28 protein-coding genes are annotated in these 20206 nt (G+C 67.1%); 14 read left to right on the top strand and 14 right to left on the bottom strand.

What is annotated here, in order from left to right:
- Positions 1 to 7: 7 nt before the first annotated feature.
- Entirely contained in the window at positions 8 to 421 is a 414-nt protein-coding gene (locus tag GN331_RS08030; protein ID WP_156641476.1) for a hypothetical protein, read from the bottom strand.
- A 133-nt stretch (positions 422 to 554) separates the two neighbouring features.
- Positions 555 to 1412 (bottom strand): pirin family protein, encoded by an 858-nt coding sequence (locus GN331_RS08025; RefSeq protein ID WP_156641475.1) that lies wholly within the window; start codon positions 1410 to 1412, stop codon positions 555 to 557.
- A gap of 120 nt (positions 1413 to 1532) precedes the next feature.
- On the opposite strand from GN331_RS08025, the gene GN331_RS08020 reads away from it, so the two are divergent.
- Complete coding sequence (locus GN331_RS08020) at positions 1533 to 1886, top strand: hypothetical protein (protein ID WP_156641474.1); 354 nt, start codon at positions 1533 to 1535, stop codon at positions 1884 to 1886.
- 13 nt (positions 1887 to 1899) lie between these two features.
- Here GN331_RS08020 and GN331_RS08015 read toward each other — a convergent pair whose 3' ends face one another.
- Genes GN331_RS08015 through GN331_RS07980 form a run of 8 tightly spaced genes read right to left on the bottom strand, consistent with a single transcriptional unit; the run spans position 1900 to position 7346 of the window.
- Positions 1900 to 2331, bottom strand: coding sequence for a hypothetical protein (locus GN331_RS08015; RefSeq protein WP_156641473.1), 432 nt, complete (start codon positions 2329 to 2331; stop codon positions 1900 to 1902).
- Positions 2332 to 2387: 56 nt separating this feature from the next.
- A complete protein-coding gene (locus GN331_RS08010) occupies positions 2388 to 2720 on the bottom strand; it encodes a hypothetical protein (protein WP_331713449.1) in 333 nt (110 codons plus the stop codon).
- Positions 2710 to 3111, bottom strand: coding sequence for an SRPBCC family protein (locus GN331_RS08005; RefSeq protein WP_156641472.1), 402 nt, complete (start codon positions 3109 to 3111; stop codon positions 2710 to 2712). Before GN331_RS08005 ends, GN331_RS08010 begins: the two co-directional genes overlap by 11 nt.
- 33 nt (positions 3112 to 3144) lie before the next feature.
- Positions 3145 to 3516, bottom strand: coding sequence for a hypothetical protein (locus tag GN331_RS08000; RefSeq protein WP_156641471.1), 372 nt, complete (start codon positions 3514 to 3516; stop codon positions 3145 to 3147).
- A gap of 39 nt (positions 3517 to 3555) precedes the next feature.
- Positions 3556 to 4152 (bottom strand): class I SAM-dependent methyltransferase, encoded by a 597-nt coding sequence (locus tag GN331_RS07995; protein WP_156641470.1) that lies wholly within the window; start codon positions 4150 to 4152, stop codon positions 3556 to 3558.
- A complete protein-coding gene (gene rlmKL, locus GN331_RS07990) occupies positions 4152 to 6308 on the bottom strand; it encodes a bifunctional 23S rRNA (guanine(2069)-N(7))-methyltransferase RlmK/23S rRNA (guanine(2445)-N(2))-methyltransferase RlmL (protein ID WP_156641469.1) in 2157 nt (718 codons plus the stop codon). Before rlmKL ends, GN331_RS07995 begins: the two co-directional genes overlap by 1 nt.
- Before the next feature lies 1 nt (position 6309).
- The gene (locus tag GN331_RS07985; protein ID WP_156641468.1) at positions 6310 to 6837 is read right to left on the bottom strand and encodes an alpha/beta hydrolase; all 528 of its coding nucleotides are present in this window, start codon (positions 6835 to 6837) and stop codon (positions 6310 to 6312) included.
- Positions 6834 to 7346: an MOSC domain-containing protein gene (locus GN331_RS07980; protein WP_156641467.1), complete on the bottom strand. Its 513-nt coding sequence runs from the start codon at positions 7344 to 7346 to the stop codon at positions 6834 to 6836. The genes GN331_RS07985 and GN331_RS07980 overlap by 4 nt, the downstream gene beginning before the upstream one ends.
- A gap of 54 nt (positions 7347 to 7400) precedes the next feature.
- Between GN331_RS07980 and GN331_RS07975 the strand changes: the two genes are divergently transcribed.
- From GN331_RS07975 to GN331_RS07955, 5 genes are all read left to right on the top strand, one after another.
- Complete coding sequence (locus GN331_RS07975; RefSeq protein WP_156642012.1) at positions 7401 to 7970, top strand: N-acetylmuramoyl-L-alanine amidase; 570 nt, start codon at positions 7401 to 7403, stop codon at positions 7968 to 7970.
- Between the two features lie 28 nt (positions 7971 to 7998).
- Positions 7999 to 8883 carry an acyl-CoA thioesterase gene (locus tag GN331_RS07970; RefSeq protein ID WP_156641466.1) on the top strand — a complete coding sequence of 295 codons (885 nt, stop codon included), beginning with the start codon at positions 7999 to 8001 and terminating at the stop codon, positions 8881 to 8883.
- 1 nt (position 8884) lies between these two features.
- Positions 8885 to 9739: a hypothetical protein gene (locus tag GN331_RS07965; RefSeq protein ID WP_156641465.1), complete on the top strand. Its 855-nt coding sequence runs from the start codon at positions 8885 to 8887 to the stop codon at positions 9737 to 9739.
- A 34-nt stretch (positions 9740 to 9773) separates the two neighbouring features.
- Entirely contained in the window at positions 9774 to 10922 is a 1149-nt protein-coding gene (locus tag GN331_RS16985; protein WP_156641464.1) for an RNA polymerase sigma factor, read from the top strand.
- 71 nt (positions 10923 to 10993) lie between these two features.
- Positions 10994 to 11737, top strand: coding sequence for an arginyltransferase (locus GN331_RS07955; protein WP_156641463.1), 744 nt, complete (start codon positions 10994 to 10996; stop codon positions 11735 to 11737).
- 304 nt (positions 11738 to 12041) lie between these two features.
- Here the strand turns inward: GN331_RS07955 and GN331_RS07950 are convergent, their stop codons facing one another.
- Together GN331_RS07950 and purT are read right to left on the bottom strand one after the other, a co-directional pair.
- Entirely contained in the window at positions 12042 to 12446 is a 405-nt protein-coding gene (locus GN331_RS07950; RefSeq protein ID WP_156641462.1) for a hypothetical protein, read from the bottom strand.
- A gap of 4 nt (positions 12447 to 12450) precedes the next feature.
- Positions 12451 to 13644, bottom strand: coding sequence for a formate-dependent phosphoribosylglycinamide formyltransferase (gene purT, locus GN331_RS07945; RefSeq protein WP_156641461.1), 1194 nt, complete (start codon positions 13642 to 13644; stop codon positions 12451 to 12453).
- 66 nt (positions 13645 to 13710) lie between these two features.
- On the opposite strand from purT, the gene GN331_RS07940 reads away from it, so the two are divergent.
- The 8 genes from GN331_RS07940 to GN331_RS07905 all read left to right on the top strand — a co-directional run bounded on the left by GN331_RS07940 (position 13711) and on the right by GN331_RS07905 (position 19060).
- Positions 13711 to 14607: a hypothetical protein gene (locus GN331_RS07940; RefSeq protein ID WP_156641460.1), complete on the top strand. Its 897-nt coding sequence runs from the start codon at positions 13711 to 13713 to the stop codon at positions 14605 to 14607.
- Positions 14608 to 14698: 91 nt separating this feature from the next.
- Positions 14699 to 15562 carry an SPFH domain-containing protein gene (locus tag GN331_RS07935; protein ID WP_156641459.1) on the top strand — a complete coding sequence of 288 codons (864 nt, stop codon included), beginning with the start codon at positions 14699 to 14701 and terminating at the stop codon, positions 15560 to 15562.
- Positions 15562 to 15753 (top strand): type II toxin-antitoxin system antitoxin, encoded by a 192-nt coding sequence (locus tag GN331_RS07930; protein ID WP_156641458.1) that lies wholly within the window; start codon positions 15562 to 15564, stop codon positions 15751 to 15753. The genes GN331_RS07935 and GN331_RS07930 overlap by 1 nt, the downstream gene beginning before the upstream one ends.
- Entirely contained in the window at positions 15743 to 15922 is a 180-nt protein-coding gene (locus GN331_RS07925) for a DUF4177 domain-containing protein (RefSeq protein WP_156641457.1), read from the top strand. Before GN331_RS07930 ends, GN331_RS07925 begins: the two co-directional genes overlap by 11 nt.
- An 11-nt stretch (positions 15923 to 15933) precedes the next feature.
- A complete protein-coding gene (locus tag GN331_RS07920; RefSeq protein WP_156641456.1) occupies positions 15934 to 16125 on the top strand; it encodes a hypothetical protein in 192 nt (63 codons plus the stop codon).
- A gap of 21 nt (positions 16126 to 16146) precedes the next feature.
- On the top strand, positions 16147 to 16950 hold the full coding sequence (locus GN331_RS07915; RefSeq protein WP_156641455.1) for a M15 family metallopeptidase: 804 nt from the start codon (positions 16147 to 16149) through the stop codon (positions 16948 to 16950).
- Positions 16940 to 17998 carry an acyltransferase family protein gene (locus GN331_RS07910; RefSeq protein ID WP_156641454.1) on the top strand — a complete coding sequence of 353 codons (1059 nt, stop codon included), beginning with the start codon at positions 16940 to 16942 and terminating at the stop codon, positions 17996 to 17998. Before GN331_RS07915 ends, GN331_RS07910 begins: the two co-directional genes overlap by 11 nt.
- A gap of 105 nt (positions 17999 to 18103) precedes the next feature.
- The gene (locus tag GN331_RS07905; RefSeq protein WP_156641453.1) at positions 18104 to 19060 is read left to right on the top strand and encodes an RICIN domain-containing protein; all 957 of its coding nucleotides are present in this window, start codon (positions 18104 to 18106) and stop codon (positions 19058 to 19060) included.
- A 22-nt stretch (positions 19061 to 19082) separates the two neighbouring features.
- Here GN331_RS07905 and GN331_RS07900 read toward each other — a convergent pair whose 3' ends face one another.
- Together GN331_RS07900 and GN331_RS07895 are read right to left on the bottom strand one after the other, a co-directional pair.
- Positions 19083 to 19769, bottom strand: a complete 687-nt coding sequence (locus GN331_RS07900; RefSeq protein WP_156641452.1) for a DNA-3-methyladenine glycosylase family protein — start codon at positions 19767 to 19769, stop codon at positions 19083 to 19085.
- Between the two features lie 10 nt (positions 19770 to 19779).
- Entirely contained in the window at positions 19780 to 20196 is a 417-nt protein-coding gene (locus GN331_RS07895; RefSeq protein WP_231734427.1) for a DUF423 domain-containing protein, read from the bottom strand.
- Positions 20197 to 20206: the final 10 nt, after the last annotated feature.

Raw genomic sequence — 20206 nt, 5'->3', positions numbered from 1 at the left:
TTGAATCCTACTGCGCGGCGTCCACGCGAATCGTGACAACCGGCTTTTCGGTGAATTCGAGGTCTTCGACGGTCAGGCGCCAGGCGCCCATGTTCTTCGACGGCGCTTCGGGCAGGTTCGCCTTCACCGTCGCCTGCGGGCCGCCGCTGATGGCGAACACGAACTCGATGTCGGCATCGCCGGCGCGGATGCAGCGCGCGTTCGGCGGGCAACGCGAATCCTGCGGGACCGACACGTATTGCAGCGTCGAACCATCGGGCAGTCGAACGGTTTCGGTCTGCGACAACTTTTCGGACGCACCGGCGGTGATCGAACGCATCGTGCTCTCCTGCGAAGACGTACCGCCGTTGCCCGACGCATTGCTGGCGCAGGCGGTCAGGGCGCAGGCCGCGACGAGCGCGGCGAGGGTCGTGCGAAGCATGGGCAACTCCTTTTGCGAGGGTGTGGCGGCAAGTCTAGGGAGGGATGCTGAACCGCGGCGTCACTCCCCACCCAAAAGCAGCCGGCCTGCGGCTGGCTGCTTTTGACCTCCCCTGGAAGGGGAGGTGGAGCGCTTAGAACTTGCCTTCCTGGAAGTCCACGAACGCCTGCATGATTTCTTCCTTCGTGTTCATCACGAACGGGCCGTAACGCGCCACCGGCTCGCGCAACGGGCGGCCGGCGACGAGGATGAAGCGCGCGCCCTGCCCGCCCGACGTCGCGACCATCGTTTCGCCGCCGCCGAGCACCGCGAGTTCCTGCGTCACCAACGCACGCGCATCCTCGCCTTCGCCGATCGACGCATCGCCTTCGAACATGTACGCGAACGCGTTGTGGCCTTCGGGCAAGGTGTACGACCACGTGGTCGACGGCGCGAGTTCGATGTCGAGGTAAACCGGCGACGTCGCGGGCTGCACGATCGGGCCGCGCACGTCGCCGACGCTACCGGCGATCACCTTCACCGACACGCCCGGCGCAGGCGTCGCCACCGGAATGCGATCGGGCGCGAACTCCTGGTACTGCGGCGCGTCCATCTTGTTGGCCTTGGGCAGGTTCACCCACAACTGGAAACCGCGCATGCGGCCCTCCTGCTGTTCGGGCATTTCGCTGTGCACCAGGCCGCGGCCGGCGGTCATCCACTGCACGCTGCCCGGCACCAGCAAACCTTCGTTGCCGTGGTTGTCCTTGTGGCGCATGCGGCCGTCGAGCATGTAGGTCACCGTCTCGAACCCGCGATGCGGATGCTCCGGGAAACCGGCGAGGTAATCCTCGGCCTTGTCGGTGCCGAACTCATCGAGCATCAGGAACGGGTCGAGCATGTCGAGCTGAGGCGTGCCGATGACGCGCGTGAGCTTCACGCCAGCGCCGTCGGACGTCGGCTGGCCGCGCAGCTTGCGGGCGACGCGGGCCTGGGACTGGGTCGTGGTGGACATGGGGACCTCCGATTTGCGAAGCCCAAACGATGGCGCCCGGCGCTGGGCGATGCCAGTGCCGTGGATGGAACGCAGGGTTCTCGGGTCTAATCGAGCGACGTTGCGAAGGCGGAAAGGACGATGCGCCGGAAATTGATCAGCCAGCCCGAGGGGCTCATCGACGTCCTGCTTGATCAGAGCGCCGAGGTGGGCGACCGCGACGACGCGGCGATGGACCTGGGCGCGTACGACGGAGAGGACGTGGAAGCGGCGCTTGCGCAGGTCGCGTGCGATCCCGCGACCGACGAGATGATTGCCGACTCCTGCGGACAGTCGCTCGCGGAGCTCTGGTGCCGGAAGGGCCGGGTGAACGACGCGATCCTCGTCCGCCTCACCCCGGCCAGCTTGCGAATTTCGCTCGCCCTCCTGGAGGCGCGCGCGCCGGATCTGGCAGCCGAAGCGGAACGCTTGTTGAACCCCGGCGCCACGCCGTGATCCGGCGCGCGCGTTACGGATACAACGCGCGATGGAAGTGCAACAACATCAGCCAGAGGAACGAAACAGCGCCGACGCAAAGCAACAGGATCTGCGCGTAGATCGTGTAGCGGCTGATGTCGGAGAAGCGTCGCGACTGCGTTTCCAGTCGGTCCAGGTCCGCCGCGGGAAGGCCCTCGCGGCGGGCCTGATCGATCAGCGAGATCACATCGTTGTTCCGAAGCCGGCAGAGGAAGAACACGATGCCGAAGGCGACCGAGAGGAACTGGAAGCCCACGTGCACCTGGAACGCCAGCGACGTCCAGAACCCGACGTAGACATTCGGGTTGATGATCGACGCACTGAACGCGACGGCGCCACCGCTGACGGCCATGCCCAGCGACGATGGCCCCTGCATCTCGTTCAACTGCGCGCCGTGCCATTGCGGCTTGTCGAGACGGCTCATCGATCACTGATGCTGGTGCGGCGGAGCCTCGTCAATCACCCGCTTGGGTAGACGACTCAGAACTCGACCACGGTTGCAGGTCCCTCGAACTCGTCCGACAACTGTTCTGCAAGAAACACCGCATCCGCGAGCGTCTCGTCGCCGTCATGCCAAGCCGTCACCATGAAGTAGGGATCGGCGCCATCACCGGTGCATATATCGTCGATCGCATCCTCGATACGCGAGGCATCCAAACCCACGACGCCAACGTACTTGACCCCCTCCCGCATCCAGCCCGCGACCAATACCTCGAGCTCGGGCCGATAGCCGTGTATCGAGTGCAGGACGATCTTGCGCGGTGTCGTCGCCGACTGCATGGCTTCCCCCTGGAGTAAGACGTCAGCCTGCACTTCGCTCAAGTGTTTGCTTCATGACGGCGAGCCCTTGCTCAATCATATCGCCAACCGTCGGCGCCAGTTCGTTCGGCAACAGGTCGGCGATCCAGACGATCCGCGTGCGCTCCGCGCCTTCGTCGAAAACTTGCACCGACGCGTTGTAGTGCTTGAATTGCCCGCCCTCCGCGGCCCATGCGACGCGGCGGTCGTCGTCGTTGATGTCCAGGATCGGCTCGCGAACGACCAGCCCGTTGCCGAATGTCACGATCCTGACATCGCCTTCGAGCCGACAGTCGGTGACGAAGCCGGGGACCAGGCGGGTGTGGATGTTGCCGACATCGCGCGCCGCGGCCCAGGCGTGTTGCGGGCGGGCTTCAACCAGGACTTCTCTTCGGATCGATGCCATTTGAGGATGCCTCGTTGATTCGTGCAGACGCGCTCACGAATTTCGCGATGCCAATAGAACGCCAGCCCCAATGAAGGTGAGTAACGTTCCGCCCAGATACATTGGAACGAGGATCGACGGCCTTCCCCGCGCCTCGCTGGAATCGCCACGTCCAGCGACGTAACGGCTGAGAAAATAGGCATTGACTGCAACCAATAAAACTATCGCGCCCATGAAGACCGGAAGGGTCAACAGCAGTCGATTCGGCGTCAAGGCCTGCCAAACCATGACGAGGGCCAGCAGGTTCAAGTACTGCGCCGCGGACGCGATCAAGCAAACGCGCAAGAGACTGGAATCCCCGTCCATGCTCAGACGCTGGCTCCAGAGCGCAAGTTGATTGAGGTACTGATAGTAGGAACGCAACATGCTTCGAGACTCGATTGACGAAAATGGACGAGCCCGCGCTCAACGCCGTTCGTAAACGTACACCGTCGCCGGCGGCACGTTGCGGAGCACGAAGCCGCCGCGACGCACCTTCAATCGCAATGCCTGCTGCACCGATTCCGACACCGGTGCCTGCGGGCCATACGTGAACTGGATGAAACGGCCGCCCGGGCGCAGGCACGCGAAGGCCGCGGCCATGATGCGGCCTTGCAGGTCTTCCGGCATCGCGAGCAACCCGAGGCTCGAGACGATCGCATCTGCTTGGCCACCGGCGAGGAATCCGCAGTGCGCGGCGATCGCGGGGAGGTCGCTCGCATCGCCCAGCGCGACGCGCACCGCGGGGAAGCGTTTGCGCAGATGCGCGTGGAGCGATTCGCTGAGCTCGATGACCAGCAGGTCGTCGCCGCGCAAGCCGTGCGCCAGCAATGCGCGCGTGACCGATCCCGTGCCGCCGCCCAGCTCGATCGCGCGACGCGTGTCGGCCGGCAATTCGTCGACCATCGCCTGCGCGAGGTCGCGGCCCGACGGCACGATCGACGCGGTCTGCAGTGGATTGCGCAACCACTGTCCGAACAGCGCCCACCAGCCCGCGCGTGCGGCTCTTGATGGGGATGTCATCAGCGTGCGTCCATGCCCAGGCGCCGCAGGCGCCAGCAGCGGTGGATGCGGGCGTCGCGCGCGAAGTCCGGCGGGATCGTCGAGGCCGTGACGTCTTCGATCGACGCGATGTCCGACAAGGCCGCTTCGTCGAGCTTGAAGCGGCGGAAATTGTTGGAGAAGTACAGCGAACCGCCCTGCGCCAGGCGCATGAGCGCGGCGCGGAGCATGCGCACGTGTTCGCGTTGCACGTCGAAGTCGTTTGCGCGCGCGGAATTGGAGAACGTCGGCGGGTCGCAGAAAATCAGGTCGTAGTCCCCGCGGTCGGCGAGCAACCATTGGATCGCGTCGGCCTGTACGAGGCGGTGACGGCCGCCGCCGATCCCGTTCTCGTTGAGGTTGTCGGACAACCATTGCAGGTAGGTGCCGCTGAGGTCGACGCTGGTCGTGCTCGCTGCCCCGCCCTGCGCGGCCTGCACGGTCGCAGCGCCCGTGTAGCAGAACAGGTTGAGGAAGCGTTTGTTGCGTGCGTCTTTCGCGAACTGCAGGCGCAGCGGGCGATGGTCGAGGAACACGCCGGTGTCGAGGTAATCGAACAGGTTCACGCGCAGGCGCGCGTCGCCTTCGCGCACGACGAGATATTCGCCGCGACGATCGAAACGGCCGTACTTGCTTCCGCCCTTGCCGATGCTGCGCGTCTTGAGCGCGATGCGTTCCTTCGGGATGCCGAACACGTCGCGCGCCGCAGCCAGGAGTTCGTTGAGCCGCTTGCGCGTCGTGGCTTCCGGAATTTCCGCGGGCGCCGCGTACTCCTGCACGTGCAGCCATTGTTCGCGCGAATCGGCGTCGGTGTAGACATCGATCGCGGCGGCGTATTCGGGCAGGTCCGCATCGTAGGCGCGGAAGTTGTCGACGCCTTCTTTCTCGCGCCAGGTCTTCAACTTCTTCAGATTCTTTCGCAGGCGGTTGGCGACCATCTGCGCGCCTTCCGACAAGGTCGGCGGCGGCGCATCGACGGCGCGCTGCGGCGGGGCGATCGGGTCGCACACGATCAACGTGCATTCGATTGCGCCGTTGAACACCTGGTAGCGCTTGTTCGCGCGCAGGCCGGTGGCGCGCGCGAGGTCGTCGTCGCCGCACAGCAGGCTCGCGCGCCATTCCGGCGCATTGCGGCGCAGCGCATCGCCGAGCGCGCGATACAGCGCGGGATCGGCGGCCAGGCGCGCGTCGTACGGCGGGTTGCAGACGACGAGACCTCGCGGGCCGAAATCGGTCGCGCGCGTGAGCGTTTCGATGGGCGTCGGGCGCAGGTCGAGCACGTGGCCGACACCCGCGGCCTGCGCGTTGCCGCGCGCGGCTTCGAGGATGCGTGCGTCGGCATCGCTGCCGAAGAACGCGGGGCGCAGCGCGAGCAGACCGATATCGCGGCGACGCTGCGCATCTTCCACGAGCGATTGCCACGCTGCGTTGTCGAAGCCACGCCAGCGCGTCGGCAACGCGGCACCATGACGCTGCAGGCCCGGCGCGACATCACCCGCCATCAACGCGCCTTCGATCAGCAGCGTGCCGCTGCCGCACATCGGATCGAGCAGCGACGCGCCGTCGCGATACAGCGCCGGCCATTGGCCGCGCATCAGCACCGCGGCCGCGAGGTTTTCCTTCAACGGTGCTTCGCCCTGCGCGCGCCGCCAGCCGCGGCGATGCAACGGGCCGCCGCCGAGATCGATCGACACGATCGCGCGGTTCTTGCGCACGACGAGGTTCAAGCGGACATCGGGCGATTCGATGTCGACATCGGGCCGCGCGCCGGTTTTTGCGCGCAGGACGTCGACGACGCCGTCCTTCACCCGTTGCGCCGCATAGCGCGCATGCGTCAGCGCTTCACCCGACACGTGCGCGTCGACGGCAAGCGTATGACCCGGGCCGAGGTGCGCTTCCCAATCGACGGCGGAGACACCCGCGTACAACGCGTGTTCGTCCGCGCAATCGAATTCGGTGATCGGCCACAACACGCGACTGGCCAGGCGCGACCACAACACCGCGCGCTGCGCGTCGATCAATTCGCCTTCGACATTCACGCCGGCCATCGTCGCCGTCGCGCGCGTGCAACCCAGCGCGAGCATCTCGTCGGCCAACAGATATTCGAGGCCCTTGCCGCAGCTGGCGAAGAACTTCATGTCAGAGCTTCGCAAGCAGGGCCGCGAACGCGTCGGCGCTGGCCTGCACGTGCGCGGAGAGGCGGTGGCTGTCGTCGACCATCAGGAGCGCGGCGCGACGCGACTGCGCCCACGCGATGACATCGGAGGCGGGAATGAGTTCGTCGTCCCAGCCGTGGATGATCGACGTCGGCACGCCCGCGGCATCGAAGGGATGCGCTTCGTGCAAGTTGATCGGCGGCGCCATCAGGAACAGACCGGCGACCGGCACATGCAGGGACACGTGGCCCGACACCCACGCGCCGAGACTCGAACCTGCGAGCACGATCGGCCCGTTCGCCGCGGCTTCGCTGGCGATGCGCAGCAAACGCTGCACGCGCGCGGCGACATCGCCGAGATCGCTGACTTCGCGCTTGGCATCCAGGTCGGTGAAGTCCGGCCGCTCGTGCGTCCAGCCGTAACGTTCGGCCACGTCGGCGAGCGCCGTGACCTTGGTGGCATCGGGTCCGCTTTCGAACCCGTGCGACAGAATGCAATGACCGCGCATCAACCGTCCTTGTCTTCGATCGCCGACACCGAGTCGCCGACGCGGAATGTCCCGCCTTCCACGATGCGCGCGCATAGGCCGCCCATGTGGCGCATCGCGTTGAATCCACCGGGGCCCAGGGCTTCTTCCATGCGCGAGCACGGATCGCAGCTGTCGGTGCCTTCGAGCACGACATCGCCGATGCGGAAGCGCCGCCCCTTCAACGCGATCAGCGGAATGCCGGAGACGACGACGTTGCGGCGGAGCAATGCGGGCGGAACCGATGCATGGCCCGACAGGGCCGCGATCGCCGGCAGGTGTTCGGCCTGGATGAGCGTGACACCGCGCTTGCCGCTGCCGCCGGTGTAACGGTCGCCGACCAGGCCCTTGCCGGTCTGCGCTTCGACCGCCTGCGTGGACGCCATCTCGACGTCGCGCTTGGGCCGCAGGCCGATCCATTCCACGCGGCCGGCACGCGGCAGCGTCGCCATGAGGCGGCCGAGCGCGGAATCGGGGGGCGGAATGGCGGGCATGTTCGACGTACGGGGGGGAAACGTTGCGATGCTAGCATCGTGGCCATGGTGCCCATGCCTCCGCCGGAGCTCCCGGTCGAAACCACACCGCTGCCCTACGAAGCCCGGCTCGACGCGCGCCCGCGTGCGCAGATCGACCTGGTGGTCATCCATTGCACGGAGCTGCCGGACCTGGCGACCGCCCGCGAATTCGGCGAGCGCGTGCTCTATGCCGATTCGGGCCAGGGCAACAGCGGGCACTACTACATCGATCGCGACGGCACGGTGCACCTGTGGGTGTCGCCCGAGCGCGTGGCCAACCACACGCGCGGCTACAACCCGCGTTCGATCGGCGTCGAACTGGTGAACACCGGGCGTTATCCGCGCTGGCTCGATGCGAACCACCAGGCGATGGACGAGCCTTACACCGAAGCGCAGATCGTGGCGTTGATCGCGCTGCTGCATGTCCTGGCGCAGGACTACCCGGCGCTGAAGTTCATCGCGGGGCACGAGCATCTCGACACCACGACCGTGGCGGCCGAAGACGATCCGACGAAGACCGTGCATCGCAAGCTCGACCCCGGCCCGTTGTTCCCCTGGGATCGTGTGCTGCGCGAGGTCCGCCTGAGGCGTTTCGAGCCTTGACGTCAGGGCGCCCGTCTATACTGCGGCCATGACCGCACAAGTCTCCGAACTGATCGAACTGCTGTCCCTCGAACGCCTCGAGGACAACCTGTTCCGCGGCCAGAGCCGCGACATCGGCACCAAGTATGTGTTCGGCGGCCAGGTGCTCGGGCAGGCGCTGTCTGCGGCGCAGGCGACGATGGATGCGGTGCAGGAACCGCGCAGCGCGCATTCGCTGCATGCGTATTTCCTGCGCGCCGGCGACATCGATGCACCGATCGTCTATCTCGTCGACCGCACGCGCGATGGCGGCAGCTTCTCCGTCCGCCGCGTCACCGCGGTCCAGCATGGGCAGCCGATCTTCTTCCTCGCCGCATCGTTCCAGCGCGCCGAAGACGGCCAGGCGCAGCATCAACTGTCGATGCCCGAAGTGCCCAAGCCCGACGACATCGCGCCGACGCCCGACCCTTCGCCCGAACAACTCGCGCGCTTGCCGTCGAAGGTGCAGCGCTGGTTGTCGCGCCAGGGGCCGTTCGAATTCCGCCACGTGTATCCGCGTGACGAATTGAATCCGCCCAAGCGCCCGCCCTTCCAGCAGGTCTGGTTCAAGTTGAGCCAGCGCGTGGGCGATGCGCCGGAATTGCATCGTGCGTTGCTCGCGTATGCCTCCGACTTCCATCTGCTCGGCACGGCGACGTTCCCGCACGGGATCAGTTATTACCAACCCAACGTGTTGATGGCCTCGCTGGATCACGCGCTGTGGTTCCACCGTCCGTTCCGCGCGGACGAATGGCTGCTGTATTCGATCGACAGCCCGAGTGCGCAGGACGGGCGCGGCCTTGCACGCGGCCAGGTGTTCGACCTCGGCGGCAAGCTGGTGGCGAGCACGGCGCAGGAAGGCCTGATCCGCGTGATCAACGAAGCGAAGGACTGACATGCGGCAGGTGTTTTCCAGTCCACGCCTTGCGAACGTCGAAGGCATCGCGAAGATGCTCACCGACGAAGGCATCGAAGTGCGCATCACGCACGGGCGCTCGTACAAGAGCGCGTGGAGCGGGCGGCGCACGTACAAGGACGACGAGGCGGGCGGTCCCTTGCCCGCGGTGTGGGTGGTGAAGTCGGAAGACCAGCCGCGCGCGCGGCAGATCCTGCGCGAAGCCGGCCTGCTCGATTCCACGCGCGGCGGCAGCGACAGCTTCCTGCCCGAATCGACGATCACCGGATCCTATGAATTGCGTCCCGCGGCCACGCCGACCAAGCGCGCGTTTCGCTACAAGATCGGATTGCTGATCGCAATCGTGGTGGCGGTCGGGCTTGCGTGGACGGCGGCGCATCGCGCGGGCACGAACACGCCGGTCGCGAAGGCGCCGGTGGCCGCGGCGCCCGTCGCTGCCGCGCCTGCGGCAGCACAAACCGCGCCTGCCGATCCGGTGCCCGGTGCGTATCCGGTCGAAACACCGCCTGCGCTGGCCTTGATGCTCGGCGGTGTCGAACTCAACACGGCCGCACCCGCGGTGGCCTGCCTGCGCATCGATGGCGTCCCCGTCGTTCCCGACGTGCTGGCCACGCTGCCCGCGGGAAAAACGCGCTTCGACTGCAGGGACACGACCGGCACGAAGTCGACGATCATCGACGTGCGCGATTACCGCACCGACGGATCGGGGACGGGCACCGTCGAGCTGGCGGTCACCGGCGCCGACGCCGGCGCGCCGACGACGCAGGTCCGCACGCTGCTGGTGCGCCGCGACGAAGCGACCTGGCGGGTCCTGCGGGTCCTCGCGGTCCGTTGAGTCACATCGGGCGCGCCGCGACGTCTGGATACGCATGGACACCCACGTCGACCAGCTGATCCGCCTCGAACTTCCCGCCGCGCGCGCCGGCGACCGCGATGCCTACGGGCGCATCGTCGTCGCGTGCCAGAACACGATCACCGCGATCGCGCTGGCGATCGTGCGCGACGTGCCGAGCAGCGAGGACATCGCGCAGGACGCGTTTCTCAATGCGTGGCAACACCTGCGCCGCCTGCAGAACGCCGACAGTTTCCTGCCGTGGCTGCGGCAGATCACGCGCAACCTGGCGCGCGATCATCTGCGCGCGAAGGTGCGCGGGCCGTATCCGGTCGATGACATGGAAGCCGCCATCGCGGCTGCGGCCGATCCCGCGCCCTCGCCGCCCGAAGCCCTGATCGACGAAGAACGCACGCGCGCGGCCGGCGAGCTGATCTCTGCGCTGCCCGAAGAAAGCCGCGAGACGCTGCTGCTGTTCTATCGCGAAGGCCAGAGTTCGCAGCAGGTTGCGCGCTTGCTCGGCATTTCGGATGCGGCGGTGCGTAAACGTTTGTCGCGCGCACGGCAGATGGTGCGCGCGGACCTGCTCGCGCGCTTCGGTGAATTCGCGCAGGGCTCCGCGCCGGCGGCGAGTTTCGCGGCCGTCGTGACCAGCGCGCTCGTCGTGGCCAGCCCGCCGGCGGCGGCCGCGGGCCTCCTCGGCGCGGGTGCGGGCGCGGTCGGTGCGAAGACCTTGCTGCAGATCGTCCTCGGCGCGGCCGCGAGCATCGGCATCGCGCTGGTGATCGTGTTCGCGAGCATCGGATTCGACCTGCGCCGCCAGTTGCGCAAGGCGATCGACGCCGAAGAACGGCAAGCGCTGACGCGATCGGCCGTCATCAACGCCGGCGCGTCGGTCGGGTTCATGATCGGCATCCTGTTCATCGCGCACTCGACGACCGGCTGGATCCTGCCGGTGCTGGCGACGCTGGTGTTCATGGGCACGGTGTTCTGGCAGTCGGCGGTCGTGCAGCCGCGCGCGATGGCGCGCCGTCACGCGCTGGAAGCCGCGCAGGATCCCGTCGCCGCCGCCAGGGCGCGCCGCCGCGAGCGCTGGAAATGCCGCATCGGCCTGGCCTTCGGTGCGCTCGGCGGTTTCGGCGGGCTGATCGCCGGTCTGGTGATGTCGGGCCGTCTGACGTTCTGACGCGGACGTCACCGCCGCGCGTGACGAAGGCGCGACAAAATCTTCGCATTCGTTGGCGTTATGCTCGGCCCATGGGCGCCAACAACACCCCGGACCAGGACGAGCTCCGCGTCTTCCACACCGGGGACCACGCGTGCGGTTACTGGCCTTCGCGCATCGCGCGCGATCTGGTCCTCGATCCGCGCGATCCGCGCATGCCCAATCTGTATCCGCTCGCGCTGGGCTGGGGCTTCCGCCGTTCCGGCGACATCGTGTATCGGCCGCATTGCCAGGGATGCCGCGCGTGTGTCGCGGTGCGCATTCCCGTCGCGCAATTCACGCCCAACCGCAGCCAGCGGCGTTGCCTGGCGCGCAACGTGGACATCGAAGCGCGCATCGTGCCGGCGGAGCGCACCGAAGAGCAATTGGCGTTGTATCAGCGCTACCTGCGTGCGCGGCATCGCGGTGGCGGGATGGACGAGCACGGCGGCATCGAGTTCGATCAGTTCCTGATCGGCAGTTGGTCGCACGGGCGTTTCATGGAATTGCGCGAGCGCAGCGTCGAGGGCAAGGGGCCGGGGCGGTTGTTGTCCGTCGCGATCACCGATGTCGTCGAGAACGCGTTGTCGGCGGTCTATACGTTCTTCGATCCGGAGTTCGCCGAACGCGGGCTGGGCACGTTGTCCTTGTTGCGCCAGATCGCGTGGGCGCAACGCGACAATCGCGCGCACCTTTATCTCGGGTACTGGATCGAAGGGCACGACAAGATGGATTACAAGCGGCGCTTCCGGCCTTTGGAAGCGTTCGATGGGCGTGCTTGGCAGGCGTTGGTGTAGCGCGACCACTAGCGCGCCTTCGGACGGGCGCAGCGGTGCGCCGCATTGGAGGCCACATTGCTACGCAAGAGCTCACGCTCCGCAATGTGACCTCCAACGCGACGACCACTGCGCACCCCACGTTTTGATGCGCGACTTCCGCTTTTGAATGGGGCGTCGGAGTTTGATGGGGCCGCGCCTACTGCCAGCACACCAGACGGACGGAACCTCGCCCACCTCGGCGCGCGCACCGTCGTGACTTCGTCGCCTCTGGCAGGCGAGGTTCCTCGCGGCGATCGGATGGGCGAAGCGATGCGCTCGACGATCAGCCTTCGGGCGGCAAGTTCGTCGCTTCGGCCTTCGGCGCTTCGCCTGTTTGCGGCACGGCTTGCGTCGGCGCGGTGGCCGGCGGTGCTTTCGCGGCAACCGGCGGCAGTGACGCCATCAACGCGGGCGCGACGCGCGGCGAGAAACCGAAGCTCGCTTCGCTGTGCGCGGAGACGACCATCTTCACCATCGACTGCGGGACCATCAATTCGAGTGCGACGGTGCGGCCGTCGTTGGCTTCCGCTTCGATCGTCATTTCGAGCAGGGCGCCCGCGGTGTCGATTTCGTGGCAGAGCACGTGTTCGCCGCCAGGTCCTTCGCGCAGGTAGGGTTTGATCGCATCGCCGAGGGCTTCGAGCGCTTGCGGGAAGAAGTAGACGACGTAGCCTTCGGATGCATTCATCGCGTCAGGGTTCCAGACGGATCGTGATGGCGGCGGCGGCGTCGCGCGCACGGGCGCGGGCGTCGTCGATGTCGGTGCCGCGCGCGAGCGTCACGCCGACGCGGCGGTGCCCTTCCACGCGGGGTTTGCCGAACAGGCGCAGCGCGGTGTCGGGTTCGCGCAGGGCGCCTTCGACGTTGTCGAAGACCGGCACGCCGTGGCCTTGCGCGAGCATCGCGCACGAAGCCGTGGGGCCGAGCTGGCGGATCACCGGAATCGGCAGGCCGAGGATCGCGCGCGCATGCAGCGCGAACTGCGGCAGGTCCTGCGACAACAGCGTCACCAGGCCGGTGTCGTGTGGGCGCGGCGAGACTTCGGAGAACCACACCTCGTCGCCCCGGATGAAGAGCTCGACGCCGAACACGCCCCAGCCGCCGAGATCGTCGGTCACGGCTTTCGCGATTTGCTGCGAGCGCTCGAGCGCCTTGGGCGACATCGGTTGCGGCTGCCAGCTTTCGCGATAGTCGCCGTCGCGCTGCAGGTGCCCGATGGGATCGCAGAAACTCGTGCCGCCGGCGTGGCGCACGGTGAGCAGCGTGATTTCGTAATCGAAGTCCACGAAGCCTTCGACGATGACGCGGCCCGCGCCGGCGCGACCACCGGTCTGCGCGTAGTCCCACGCCGCGTCGATGTCCGCTTGCGTGCGCACCAGACTCTGGCCTTTGCCGGAAGACGACATCACGGGCTTGACCACGCACGGCAGGCCGACGGCTTGCACGGCGTCGCGATAGTCGGCGAGCGTGTCGACGAAGCGATACGGCGACGTCGGCAGGCCGAGCGTTTCGGCGGCGAGGCGACGGATGCCTTCGCGATCCATCGTCAGGCGCGCGGCGCGCGCGGTGGGGATCACGCGCAGGCTGCCTTTCGCTTCGGTTTCGATCTCGATCAGCGTGGGCGTGCTGATCGCTTCGATTTCGGGCACGACGATGTGCGGGCGCTCGCGTTCGATCAGCGCGCGCACGGCGGCGCCGTCGAGCATGTCGAGTACGTGGCTGCGGTGCGCGACCTGCATCGCCGGTGCGTCGGCATAGCGGTCGGCGGCGATCACTTCCACGCCGAAGCGTTGCAGTTCCAGCGCCACTTCCTTGCCCAGTTCGCCGGAGCCGAGCAGGAGCACGCGCGTGGCGTGCGGCGAGAGGGGCGTACCGATCGTGGGCATCGGGCCGGGGTCGAATGACTTGGGGCGCGTAGTGTACCCGCGCCGGCCATGCCATCCTGCGCGCCCATGCGCCTGTCCCGTGCCCTGACCGCCCTCGCCTGCTGCGCGCTGCTCGCCGCGTGCGGTGGCGACCAACCGCAGCCGCGGCTGGCCGGCGTGATCCTCGACGGCACGATCGACGAAACCAGCGGGCTCGCCGCGTCCACGCGTCATCGCGACACGCTGTGGTTGCTCCAGGACGGCGGCAACGGCGCGATGCTGCATGCGATCTCGCGGCGCGGCTCGCGCATCGCGAGCGTGCGCGTGGCCGGCGTGCGCAACACCGATTGGGAAGACCTCGACGCGTTCCAGTGGCAGGGCCGCCACTGGCTGCTGATCGCCGACACCGGCGACAACGGCGGCTTGCGTCGCACGATGCAGTTGCACGTGGTGCCCGAGCCCGATCCGCTGGTCGATGGCGGTGCGTTGTCGCCCGCCTGGTCGATCGCGTTCCGCTGGCCCGATGGTCCGCGCGATTGCGAGGCCGTCGCGGTGGATGCGAAAGCCGGCGAAGTGTTGCTGATTTCGAAGAAGCGCAAACCGGCGCAGTTGTTCTCCGTTCCGCTGCGTCGGGCGCGGGGCGTGGTCATCGCGCGCCGGATCGGCACGCTCGCCGAAGCGCCTGCCGAAGCAGGCAGCGATGGATCCGATGCACGGCGTGTCGCACTCGGCCGCCAGGTTACCGGCGCCGATCTCTCGCCCGATGGCCTCACCCTTGCGGTGCTGACCTACGACCGCCTGCTGCTCTACAAGCGCGCTGCCGGCGAACCCTGGTCGACCGCCGTCGCGCGCGCGCCCAACGCGCAGGCGTTGCCGTGGCTGCACCAGGCCGAGGCGATCGCGTGGTTGCCCGACGGCAAGGGCCTGATCGCAACCGGCGAGTTCAGCCCGGCGCCGCTGGTCTGGCTTCCGGCGACCCGCTGAAGGCCGCCATTCGTCGCCCACCGCTTGCGTGACTGATATCAGAGTGATATCACATCACCGCGCCCCAATTCCGGGGCAGGCGAGGCCTTCGATGAAAGAGAACCCCATCCGTTCCGCGGCCGGCATCCCCATGTTGCTCATGCTGCTGGCGGTGCTGCTGGTCGGCGGTTACCTGATTTTCAACGGAATCCGCATGCATGCCCCGCTGTGGATCGTCGGTGGCCTGCTGGTCAACCTGGTCGCCTTCTTCTGCCTGTTCGGCCTGTACATGGTCGAGCCCAACCAGGCCGCGGTGCTGAGCCTGTTCGGCAAGTACGTGGGCACGGTCAAGGAAAACGGCCTGCGCTGGAACAACCCCTTCTTCAGCAAGAAGAAGGTGAGCCAGCGCGTGCGCAACTTCGAAAGCGGCAAGCTCAAGGTCAACGAGCTCGACGGCAGCCCGATCGAGATCGCGGCGGTGATCGTGTGGCAGGTCGTGGACAGCGCCGAAGCGGTCTACAACGTCGACGACTACGAGAGCTTCGTGCACATCCAGTCCGAATCGGCGCTGCGTGCGATGGCCACCAGCTATCCCTACGACCAGCACGAGGAAGGCCAGTTCGCCCTGCGCAGCCATGCCGCGGAGATCTCGCAGCATCTGGAAAAGGAGCTGTCCGAGCGCCTCGCCGATGCCGGCGTTCAGGTGCTCAACGCGCGCATCAGCCACCTGGCCTACGCACCGGAAATCGCGCAGGCGATGCTGCAGCGCCAGCAGGCCAACGCGATCATCGCCGCGCGCACGCGCATCGTCGCCGGCGCGGTGGGCATGGTCGAAATGGCGCTGGCCGAGCTGCAGAAGAACGGCGTCGTGCACCTGGATGAAGAGCGCAAGGCGCAGATGGTCAGCAACTTGCTGGTGGTGTTGTGCGGCGAACGCGCCACGCAGCCGATCGTCAACGCGGGCACGCTGTACTGATGGCTGAAAAGAAGGCCTATCCGCTGCGCATCAACGCGGACGTGTTGAACGCCGCGCAGCGGTGGGCCGACGACGAGATCCGCTCGCTCAACGCGCAGATCGAATACGTGCTGCGCGACGCGCTGCGCAAGGCCGGGCGCCTGCCGGCGCCGCCGCCGACGAAGGAAGAGGACGACAACGATGGCGTATGACCGCTGGAACTACCAGGTCGTCGAAGTGAAGCCCGGCTTCATGGGCCTCAAGCGCGACGTGGTGCAGGAAAAGCTGGTGCAACTCGGCCTGCAGGGCTGGGAATTGGTGAGTGTCGTGCAATCGCATCCGTTCAAGCCCGTGCAGCTCTATCTCAAGAAACCCTTGTAGGGAGACAGGCCATGACGACGTCGCATCGCGGATATGTCACAGCTTCGGCCCTGGTGTTCACCGTCGTCGCATTGGCGCAGGCCTGGCGCGCGTTGGTCGGTGCGCCGGTGGAGATCGCCGGGCAGGCGATTCCGGTCGCGATCTCGTGGGTCGCCTTCGTCGTCGCGGGCGGCCTGGCGGCGTGGGGTTGGCGCACGCGCTGAGGCGTCGGGTACCCTTGGCGCATGCGACGCATGCCCAAGGTGTTGCTCAACACGCCCGACATCGAATTGTGGCCCGGCGGTTTGTTGCGTGCGCGCAGCAACCACGATGCGCGCGTGCTGTCGCGCGCAGTGCGCGTGCTGCGCCGCAAGCGCGACGGCCGCTATCTCGCCGCTGAGTTGCCCGAAGGCCTGATGCCGCTGGTGCCGTCGTTGCAGCGCGAGGACGGGATCGGCGAGGCGCTCGACGTATTGGATTCGTTCTCGGCGCACCAGCGTTGGGGCCTGGAGCGGGTGTACGACCTTCCCCTCGCCCGCCTGCACGAACACCTCGACCAACTCGGCATCGCCGAAGACGACTACGCGGACCGCACGGGCTTGTCGCTCGTCGCCGAACCCGATCGCCTCGACTTCGCCGGCTTCGACCGCTTCCGCCGCCCGATGTGGCTGCGGCCCGGTGCCGCGCGCGCATGGTTGCACCTGCAGGCCGAAGCCCTGCGCGACGACGTCGTACTCGAATCGATCAGCGGCTATCGCTCGCACGATTACCAACTCGGGATCTTCGAGCGGAAGCTCGCGCGCGGGCAGACGGTCGAAGAGATCCTCACCGTCAACGCCGCGCCCGGTTTCAGCGAACACCACGGTGGGCGCGCGCTCGACATCGGCACGCCGGATGAGCCGCCGGCCGAAGAGTCGTTCGAGAAGACGCGTGCATTCGCGTGGTTGCAGGACAACGCCGAAGGGCATGGATTCGTGCTGAGTTATCCGCGCGACAACCCGCACGGCATCGTCTACGAACCGTGGCATTGGTGTTGGCGTGGCGGGTGAACGCACGCTGGCGTCCGCTTGGACCTCCGGCCCGAACCACTTCAACCTCCTGCGCCTGATCGCCGCCTGGCTCGTGATCTACGGCCATGCGTGGGCGATCACGGGCACGCCGGGCGGCGATCTGTTCGCGCGCGCGACGCAGGTGAAGTTCGCCGGCGCGATCGCGGTGGACATGTTCTTCGTGATCAGCGGCTTCCTCATCGCCGCGAGCCTGCAGCGCAACACCGTGCGCGGCTATCTCGCTTCGCGCGCGCTGCGCATCCTGCCGGCGCTTGTCGTGTGCGTGGCGCTCACGGTGTTCGTGCTCGGGCCGTGGATGACGCACTCGGAGCATTACTGGTCCGCCGAAACATGGCGCTACCTGTGGTCGAACGCGACCCTGTGGCGCGCCGAATTCCACTTGCCCGGTGTGTTCGACACGCTGCCGCAAACGGCCGTCAACGGATCGCTCTGGACGCTGCCGGTCGAAGGGCGCCTGTACCTGTTGCTGCTCGGCGCATCGTTGGTCGGCGTGCTGACGGCGAAGCGCTACCTGGTGCCGTGGCTGCTGGTGCTGGCCGGGATCGTCGGCTTCGCGTTGTGGCGCGCACCGCTGCCGGATTGGCTGCTGAACGACTTGTGGTGCGTCGCGTTCTTCGTCACCGGCACGGCGGCGTGGTTGTGGCGGGCGCACATCCGCCTGTCGTGGATGCCGATCGTGGCCTTGCTGATCGTTGCGGCGTTGCTGCGCGGCTCGCCGTGGTTCGCGGCGCCCTACTTCGCGTTGATCGCGTATGGCACGTTGTGGCTCGCCTTCGCGCCGGTGCCGCCGCGGCTCGCACACCACGATCTGTCGTACGGCCTGTATCTCTACGGATGGCCGGCGGCGCAGATCGTGCAGACGTTTTCGCCGGGCCCGCCGCTGCACAACGTGTTGTGGGCGAGCGTGCTTGCGCTCGCACTCGCCGCGGCGAGCTGGTTCCTCATCGAACGCCCCGCGCTGCAATTCAAGCGCCGCTTCGGTACGCGCACGCCGATCGAGTCGCCTGCGCGGCCGACGCACGCGTAAGTTTTCAGAGCGCGCGAGTCTTCCGAGAAAAACGCGGAGCAATCGCCCTATCGCGCATGCAAGGGGTGCGCAAGGCTCTTCGAACCTTTCATCGGAGAGCCTGCCATGTCGCTGCGCACCCTGCTTGCAACGCTCGCGTTGCTGGTCGCAACACCGGCCGCGGCTTACGAGCCCGACCACTTCTACGTCATCCGTTCGAAACTCGACGGCCGCGTACTCACCGCCGAAGGCAATGCTTCGCACCTGCACGGACAGGCGCACGTCGCCACCGGCGTGGCGATGCGCGCGCCCGACAACTCACCCGCGCAACTTTGGTACGTCGAGCGCGCGCCGGGTGCCTACGGCGCGATGGGGATGATGTACATCCGTAATTACCTCGGCGGGCGCGTGCTCGATGTCGAAGGCTGGCAGACCAACGTCATCAAGTACGCGAAGAAGTCGGCACCGGAGTGGAACCAGCTCTGGCGCATCGACGGCAATCGCATCCAGTCGTACCGGGCCACGAACCATTGGCAATGTCTGGACGTGCTGTACGCCAACTGGCGCTACGGGCCGAACACCGGGCGGTGGAATTGCACCGGCGGCAGCAACCAGCAATGGGATTGGGTGCGGAAGGAACGCATCGTGCGGATGGGCGACGTGCCTGGGCGCGCCACGGTTGCGCCTGCGGGCGGATTGATGTTCGCGCGCCCGCTGATACCCGAGGAGGCGAGTGCCGGGGGAATCTACGGTTGGCCTGTTCCCGCCAGCCCCAAGATGAAGTCGTACGTGCTTCTGACGTGGAAGAACTCGAAGGCTGCCTGCGAACGCCTCGTCGTGAACGGCACCCCCAATTGGCGTCTGCCAACGCAGAACGAGTTCGTCACGTTGCTCAACACCTACAAGCCGCTGGGCGCACCGCCTTCGGGCGTTGCGCTCGAGCGTCTGGGCTGGATCAACGGGACGCACTGGCTCTCGCGCGTCGTCGGTGAGTACTGGAACGGGTTGATCGTGCCCGATGACCCGACGCGGGAAGACGCGTGGGCCACCGACACCCCCTTCCTTGCGGCCTGCGTGCGCTGATGCGCAGCGAGGCGCTCGCACCTCACCCCTGCGAGCGCTTCACCGGTTTCGCATCCTTCGCCTTCGGTGCATTCGCCAGGTCCGCGATGCGCCAGAGATACAGGCTCGCGTAGGTGCGATACGGCCCCCACTTCTCGCCGCGCGCCTGCAGGACTTTCGGCGCCGGCATCTCGTCGAGTTTGTCGATCGCCTGCGCGCCCTTGCGGATGCCGAGATCGTCGATGGGCAACACGTCGGGCCGGCCGAGTCGGAACATCAACATCATCTCCACCGTCCAGCGGCCGATGCCGCGGATCGGGACGAGCGCGGCGATGATCGCGTCTTCGTCCATCGTGGACATCTGCTTCAGCGTGGGGATTTCGCCGCGTTCCTCGCGCAACGCAAGATCACGCAGCGCAAGCGATTTGTTGCCCGACACGCCGCATGCGCGCAACGCGACATCGTCGATGCGCGCGAGCGTGTCGCAATGGAAACGATCGCTGGCGATCGCGGCTTCCACGCGGCCGACGATCGTCGCCGCGGCCTTGCCGCTCAGCTGTTGGTAGAGGATGGCGCGCGCGAGCGCGTCGACCGGATCGAAGGGTTTGCGCCAGCGCGGGTCGGCTTCGATGGGGCCGAGCTTTTCCATCCACTTGCCGAGCTTGCGGTCGCGCTTGGTCAGGTGCGACCAGGCCGCGTCGGTGTCGAATCCCCGGGTGCGTCGCGCCATCGTGTCTCCTTCAGCGTCGCAGGCAATGCGCGGCGAACAACAACCAGCCGGCGATCGTGATCATGCCGCCCAGCGGCGCGAATGTCGTGGGCCCGTGCGCGACCGCGGCGCCGACGAGGCTGCCGGAGAACAACAGCACGCCCGCGAGCAACGCCATCAACGAAACCGCACCGAGCCAATGCGCACCATGGCGCGCGAGGGCCGCGAGCGCGATGCCGTGGCCGAAGGCGAATGTCGCCGCGATGATCACTTGTTCGCGCGCGTGCGGCTCGAGCGTTGCATGCATCGCATACGCGGACAGCGCCACCGCGCAGGCGGCGAACAGGCCGCCGGCGAAACCCGCCAGGCGGATGGTGATCGTGCGTTCGCCCGTGCGCATGCGTTCCTCCAAAACGACGAACGCCGCGAGCGCGGCGTTCGTCTTCAAGCATCGATGT

Origin of the sequence: Noviluteimonas gilva, assembly GCF_009740395.1 — a bacterium.
Lineage (GTDB): Bacteria > Pseudomonadota > Gammaproteobacteria > Xanthomonadales > Xanthomonadaceae > Noviluteimonas > Noviluteimonas gilva.
This window is presented reverse-complemented; position numbering and strand designations above follow the sequence as displayed.

Coding starts and splice junctions, on each gene's coding strand:
- GN331_RS08030 (WP_156641476.1), bottom strand. CDS start 421: ATGCTTCGCACGACCCTCGCCGCGCTCGTCGCGGCCTGCGCCCTGACC.
- GN331_RS08025 (WP_156641475.1), bottom strand. CDS start 1,412: ATGTCCACCACGACCCAGTCCCAGGCCCGCGTCGCCCGCAAGCTGCGC.
- GN331_RS08020 (WP_156641474.1), top strand. CDS start 1,533: ATGCGCCGGAAATTGATCAGCCAGCCCGAGGGGCTCATCGACGTCCTG.
- GN331_RS08015 (WP_156641473.1), bottom strand. CDS start 2,331: ATGAGCCGTCTCGACAAGCCGCAATGGCACGGCGCGCAGTTGAACGAG.
- GN331_RS08005 (WP_156641472.1), bottom strand. CDS start 3,111: ATGGCATCGATCCGAAGAGAAGTCCTGGTTGAAGCCCGCCCGCAACAC.
- GN331_RS08000 (WP_156641471.1), bottom strand. CDS start 3,516: ATGTTGCGTTCCTACTATCAGTACCTCAATCAACTTGCGCTCTGGAGC.
- GN331_RS07995 (WP_156641470.1), bottom strand. CDS start 4,152: ATGACATCCCCATCAAGAGCCGCACGCGCGGGCTGGTGGGCGCTGTTC.
- rlmKL (WP_156641469.1), bottom strand. CDS start 6,308: ATGAAGTTCTTCGCCAGCTGCGGCAAGGGCCTCGAATATCTGTTGGCC.
- GN331_RS07980 (WP_156641467.1), bottom strand. CDS start 7,346: ATGCCCGCCATTCCGCCCCCCGATTCCGCGCTCGGCCGCCTCATGGCG.
- GN331_RS07975 (WP_156642012.1), top strand. CDS start 7,401: ATGCCTCCGCCGGAGCTCCCGGTCGAAACCACACCGCTGCCCTACGAA.
- GN331_RS07970 (WP_156641466.1), top strand. CDS start 7,999: ATGACCGCACAAGTCTCCGAACTGATCGAACTGCTGTCCCTCGAACGC.
- GN331_RS07965 (WP_156641465.1), top strand. CDS start 8,885: ATGCGGCAGGTGTTTTCCAGTCCACGCCTTGCGAACGTCGAAGGCATC.
- GN331_RS16985 (WP_156641464.1), top strand. CDS start 9,774: ATGGACACCCACGTCGACCAGCTGATCCGCCTCGAACTTCCCGCCGCG.
- GN331_RS07955 (WP_156641463.1), top strand. CDS start 10,994: ATGGGCGCCAACAACACCCCGGACCAGGACGAGCTCCGCGTCTTCCAC.
- GN331_RS07950 (WP_156641462.1), bottom strand. CDS start 12,446: ATGAATGCATCCGAAGGCTACGTCGTCTACTTCTTCCCGCAAGCGCTC.
- purT (WP_156641461.1), bottom strand. CDS start 13,644: ATGCCCACGATCGGTACGCCCCTCTCGCCGCACGCCACGCGCGTGCTC.
- GN331_RS07940 (WP_156641460.1), top strand. CDS start 13,711: ATGCGCCTGTCCCGTGCCCTGACCGCCCTCGCCTGCTGCGCGCTGCTC.
- GN331_RS07935 (WP_156641459.1), top strand. CDS start 14,699: ATGAAAGAGAACCCCATCCGTTCCGCGGCCGGCATCCCCATGTTGCTC.
- GN331_RS07930 (WP_156641458.1), top strand. CDS start 15,562: ATGGCTGAAAAGAAGGCCTATCCGCTGCGCATCAACGCGGACGTGTTG.
- GN331_RS07925 (WP_156641457.1), top strand. CDS start 15,743: ATGGCGTATGACCGCTGGAACTACCAGGTCGTCGAAGTGAAGCCCGGC.
- GN331_RS07920 (WP_156641456.1), top strand. CDS start 15,934: ATGACGACGTCGCATCGCGGATATGTCACAGCTTCGGCCCTGGTGTTC.
- GN331_RS07915 (WP_156641455.1), top strand. CDS start 16,147: ATGCGACGCATGCCCAAGGTGTTGCTCAACACGCCCGACATCGAATTG.
- GN331_RS07905 (WP_156641453.1), top strand. CDS start 18,104: ATGTCGCTGCGCACCCTGCTTGCAACGCTCGCGTTGCTGGTCGCAACA.
- GN331_RS07900 (WP_156641452.1), bottom strand. CDS start 19,769: ATGGCGCGACGCACCCGGGGATTCGACACCGACGCGGCCTGGTCGCAC.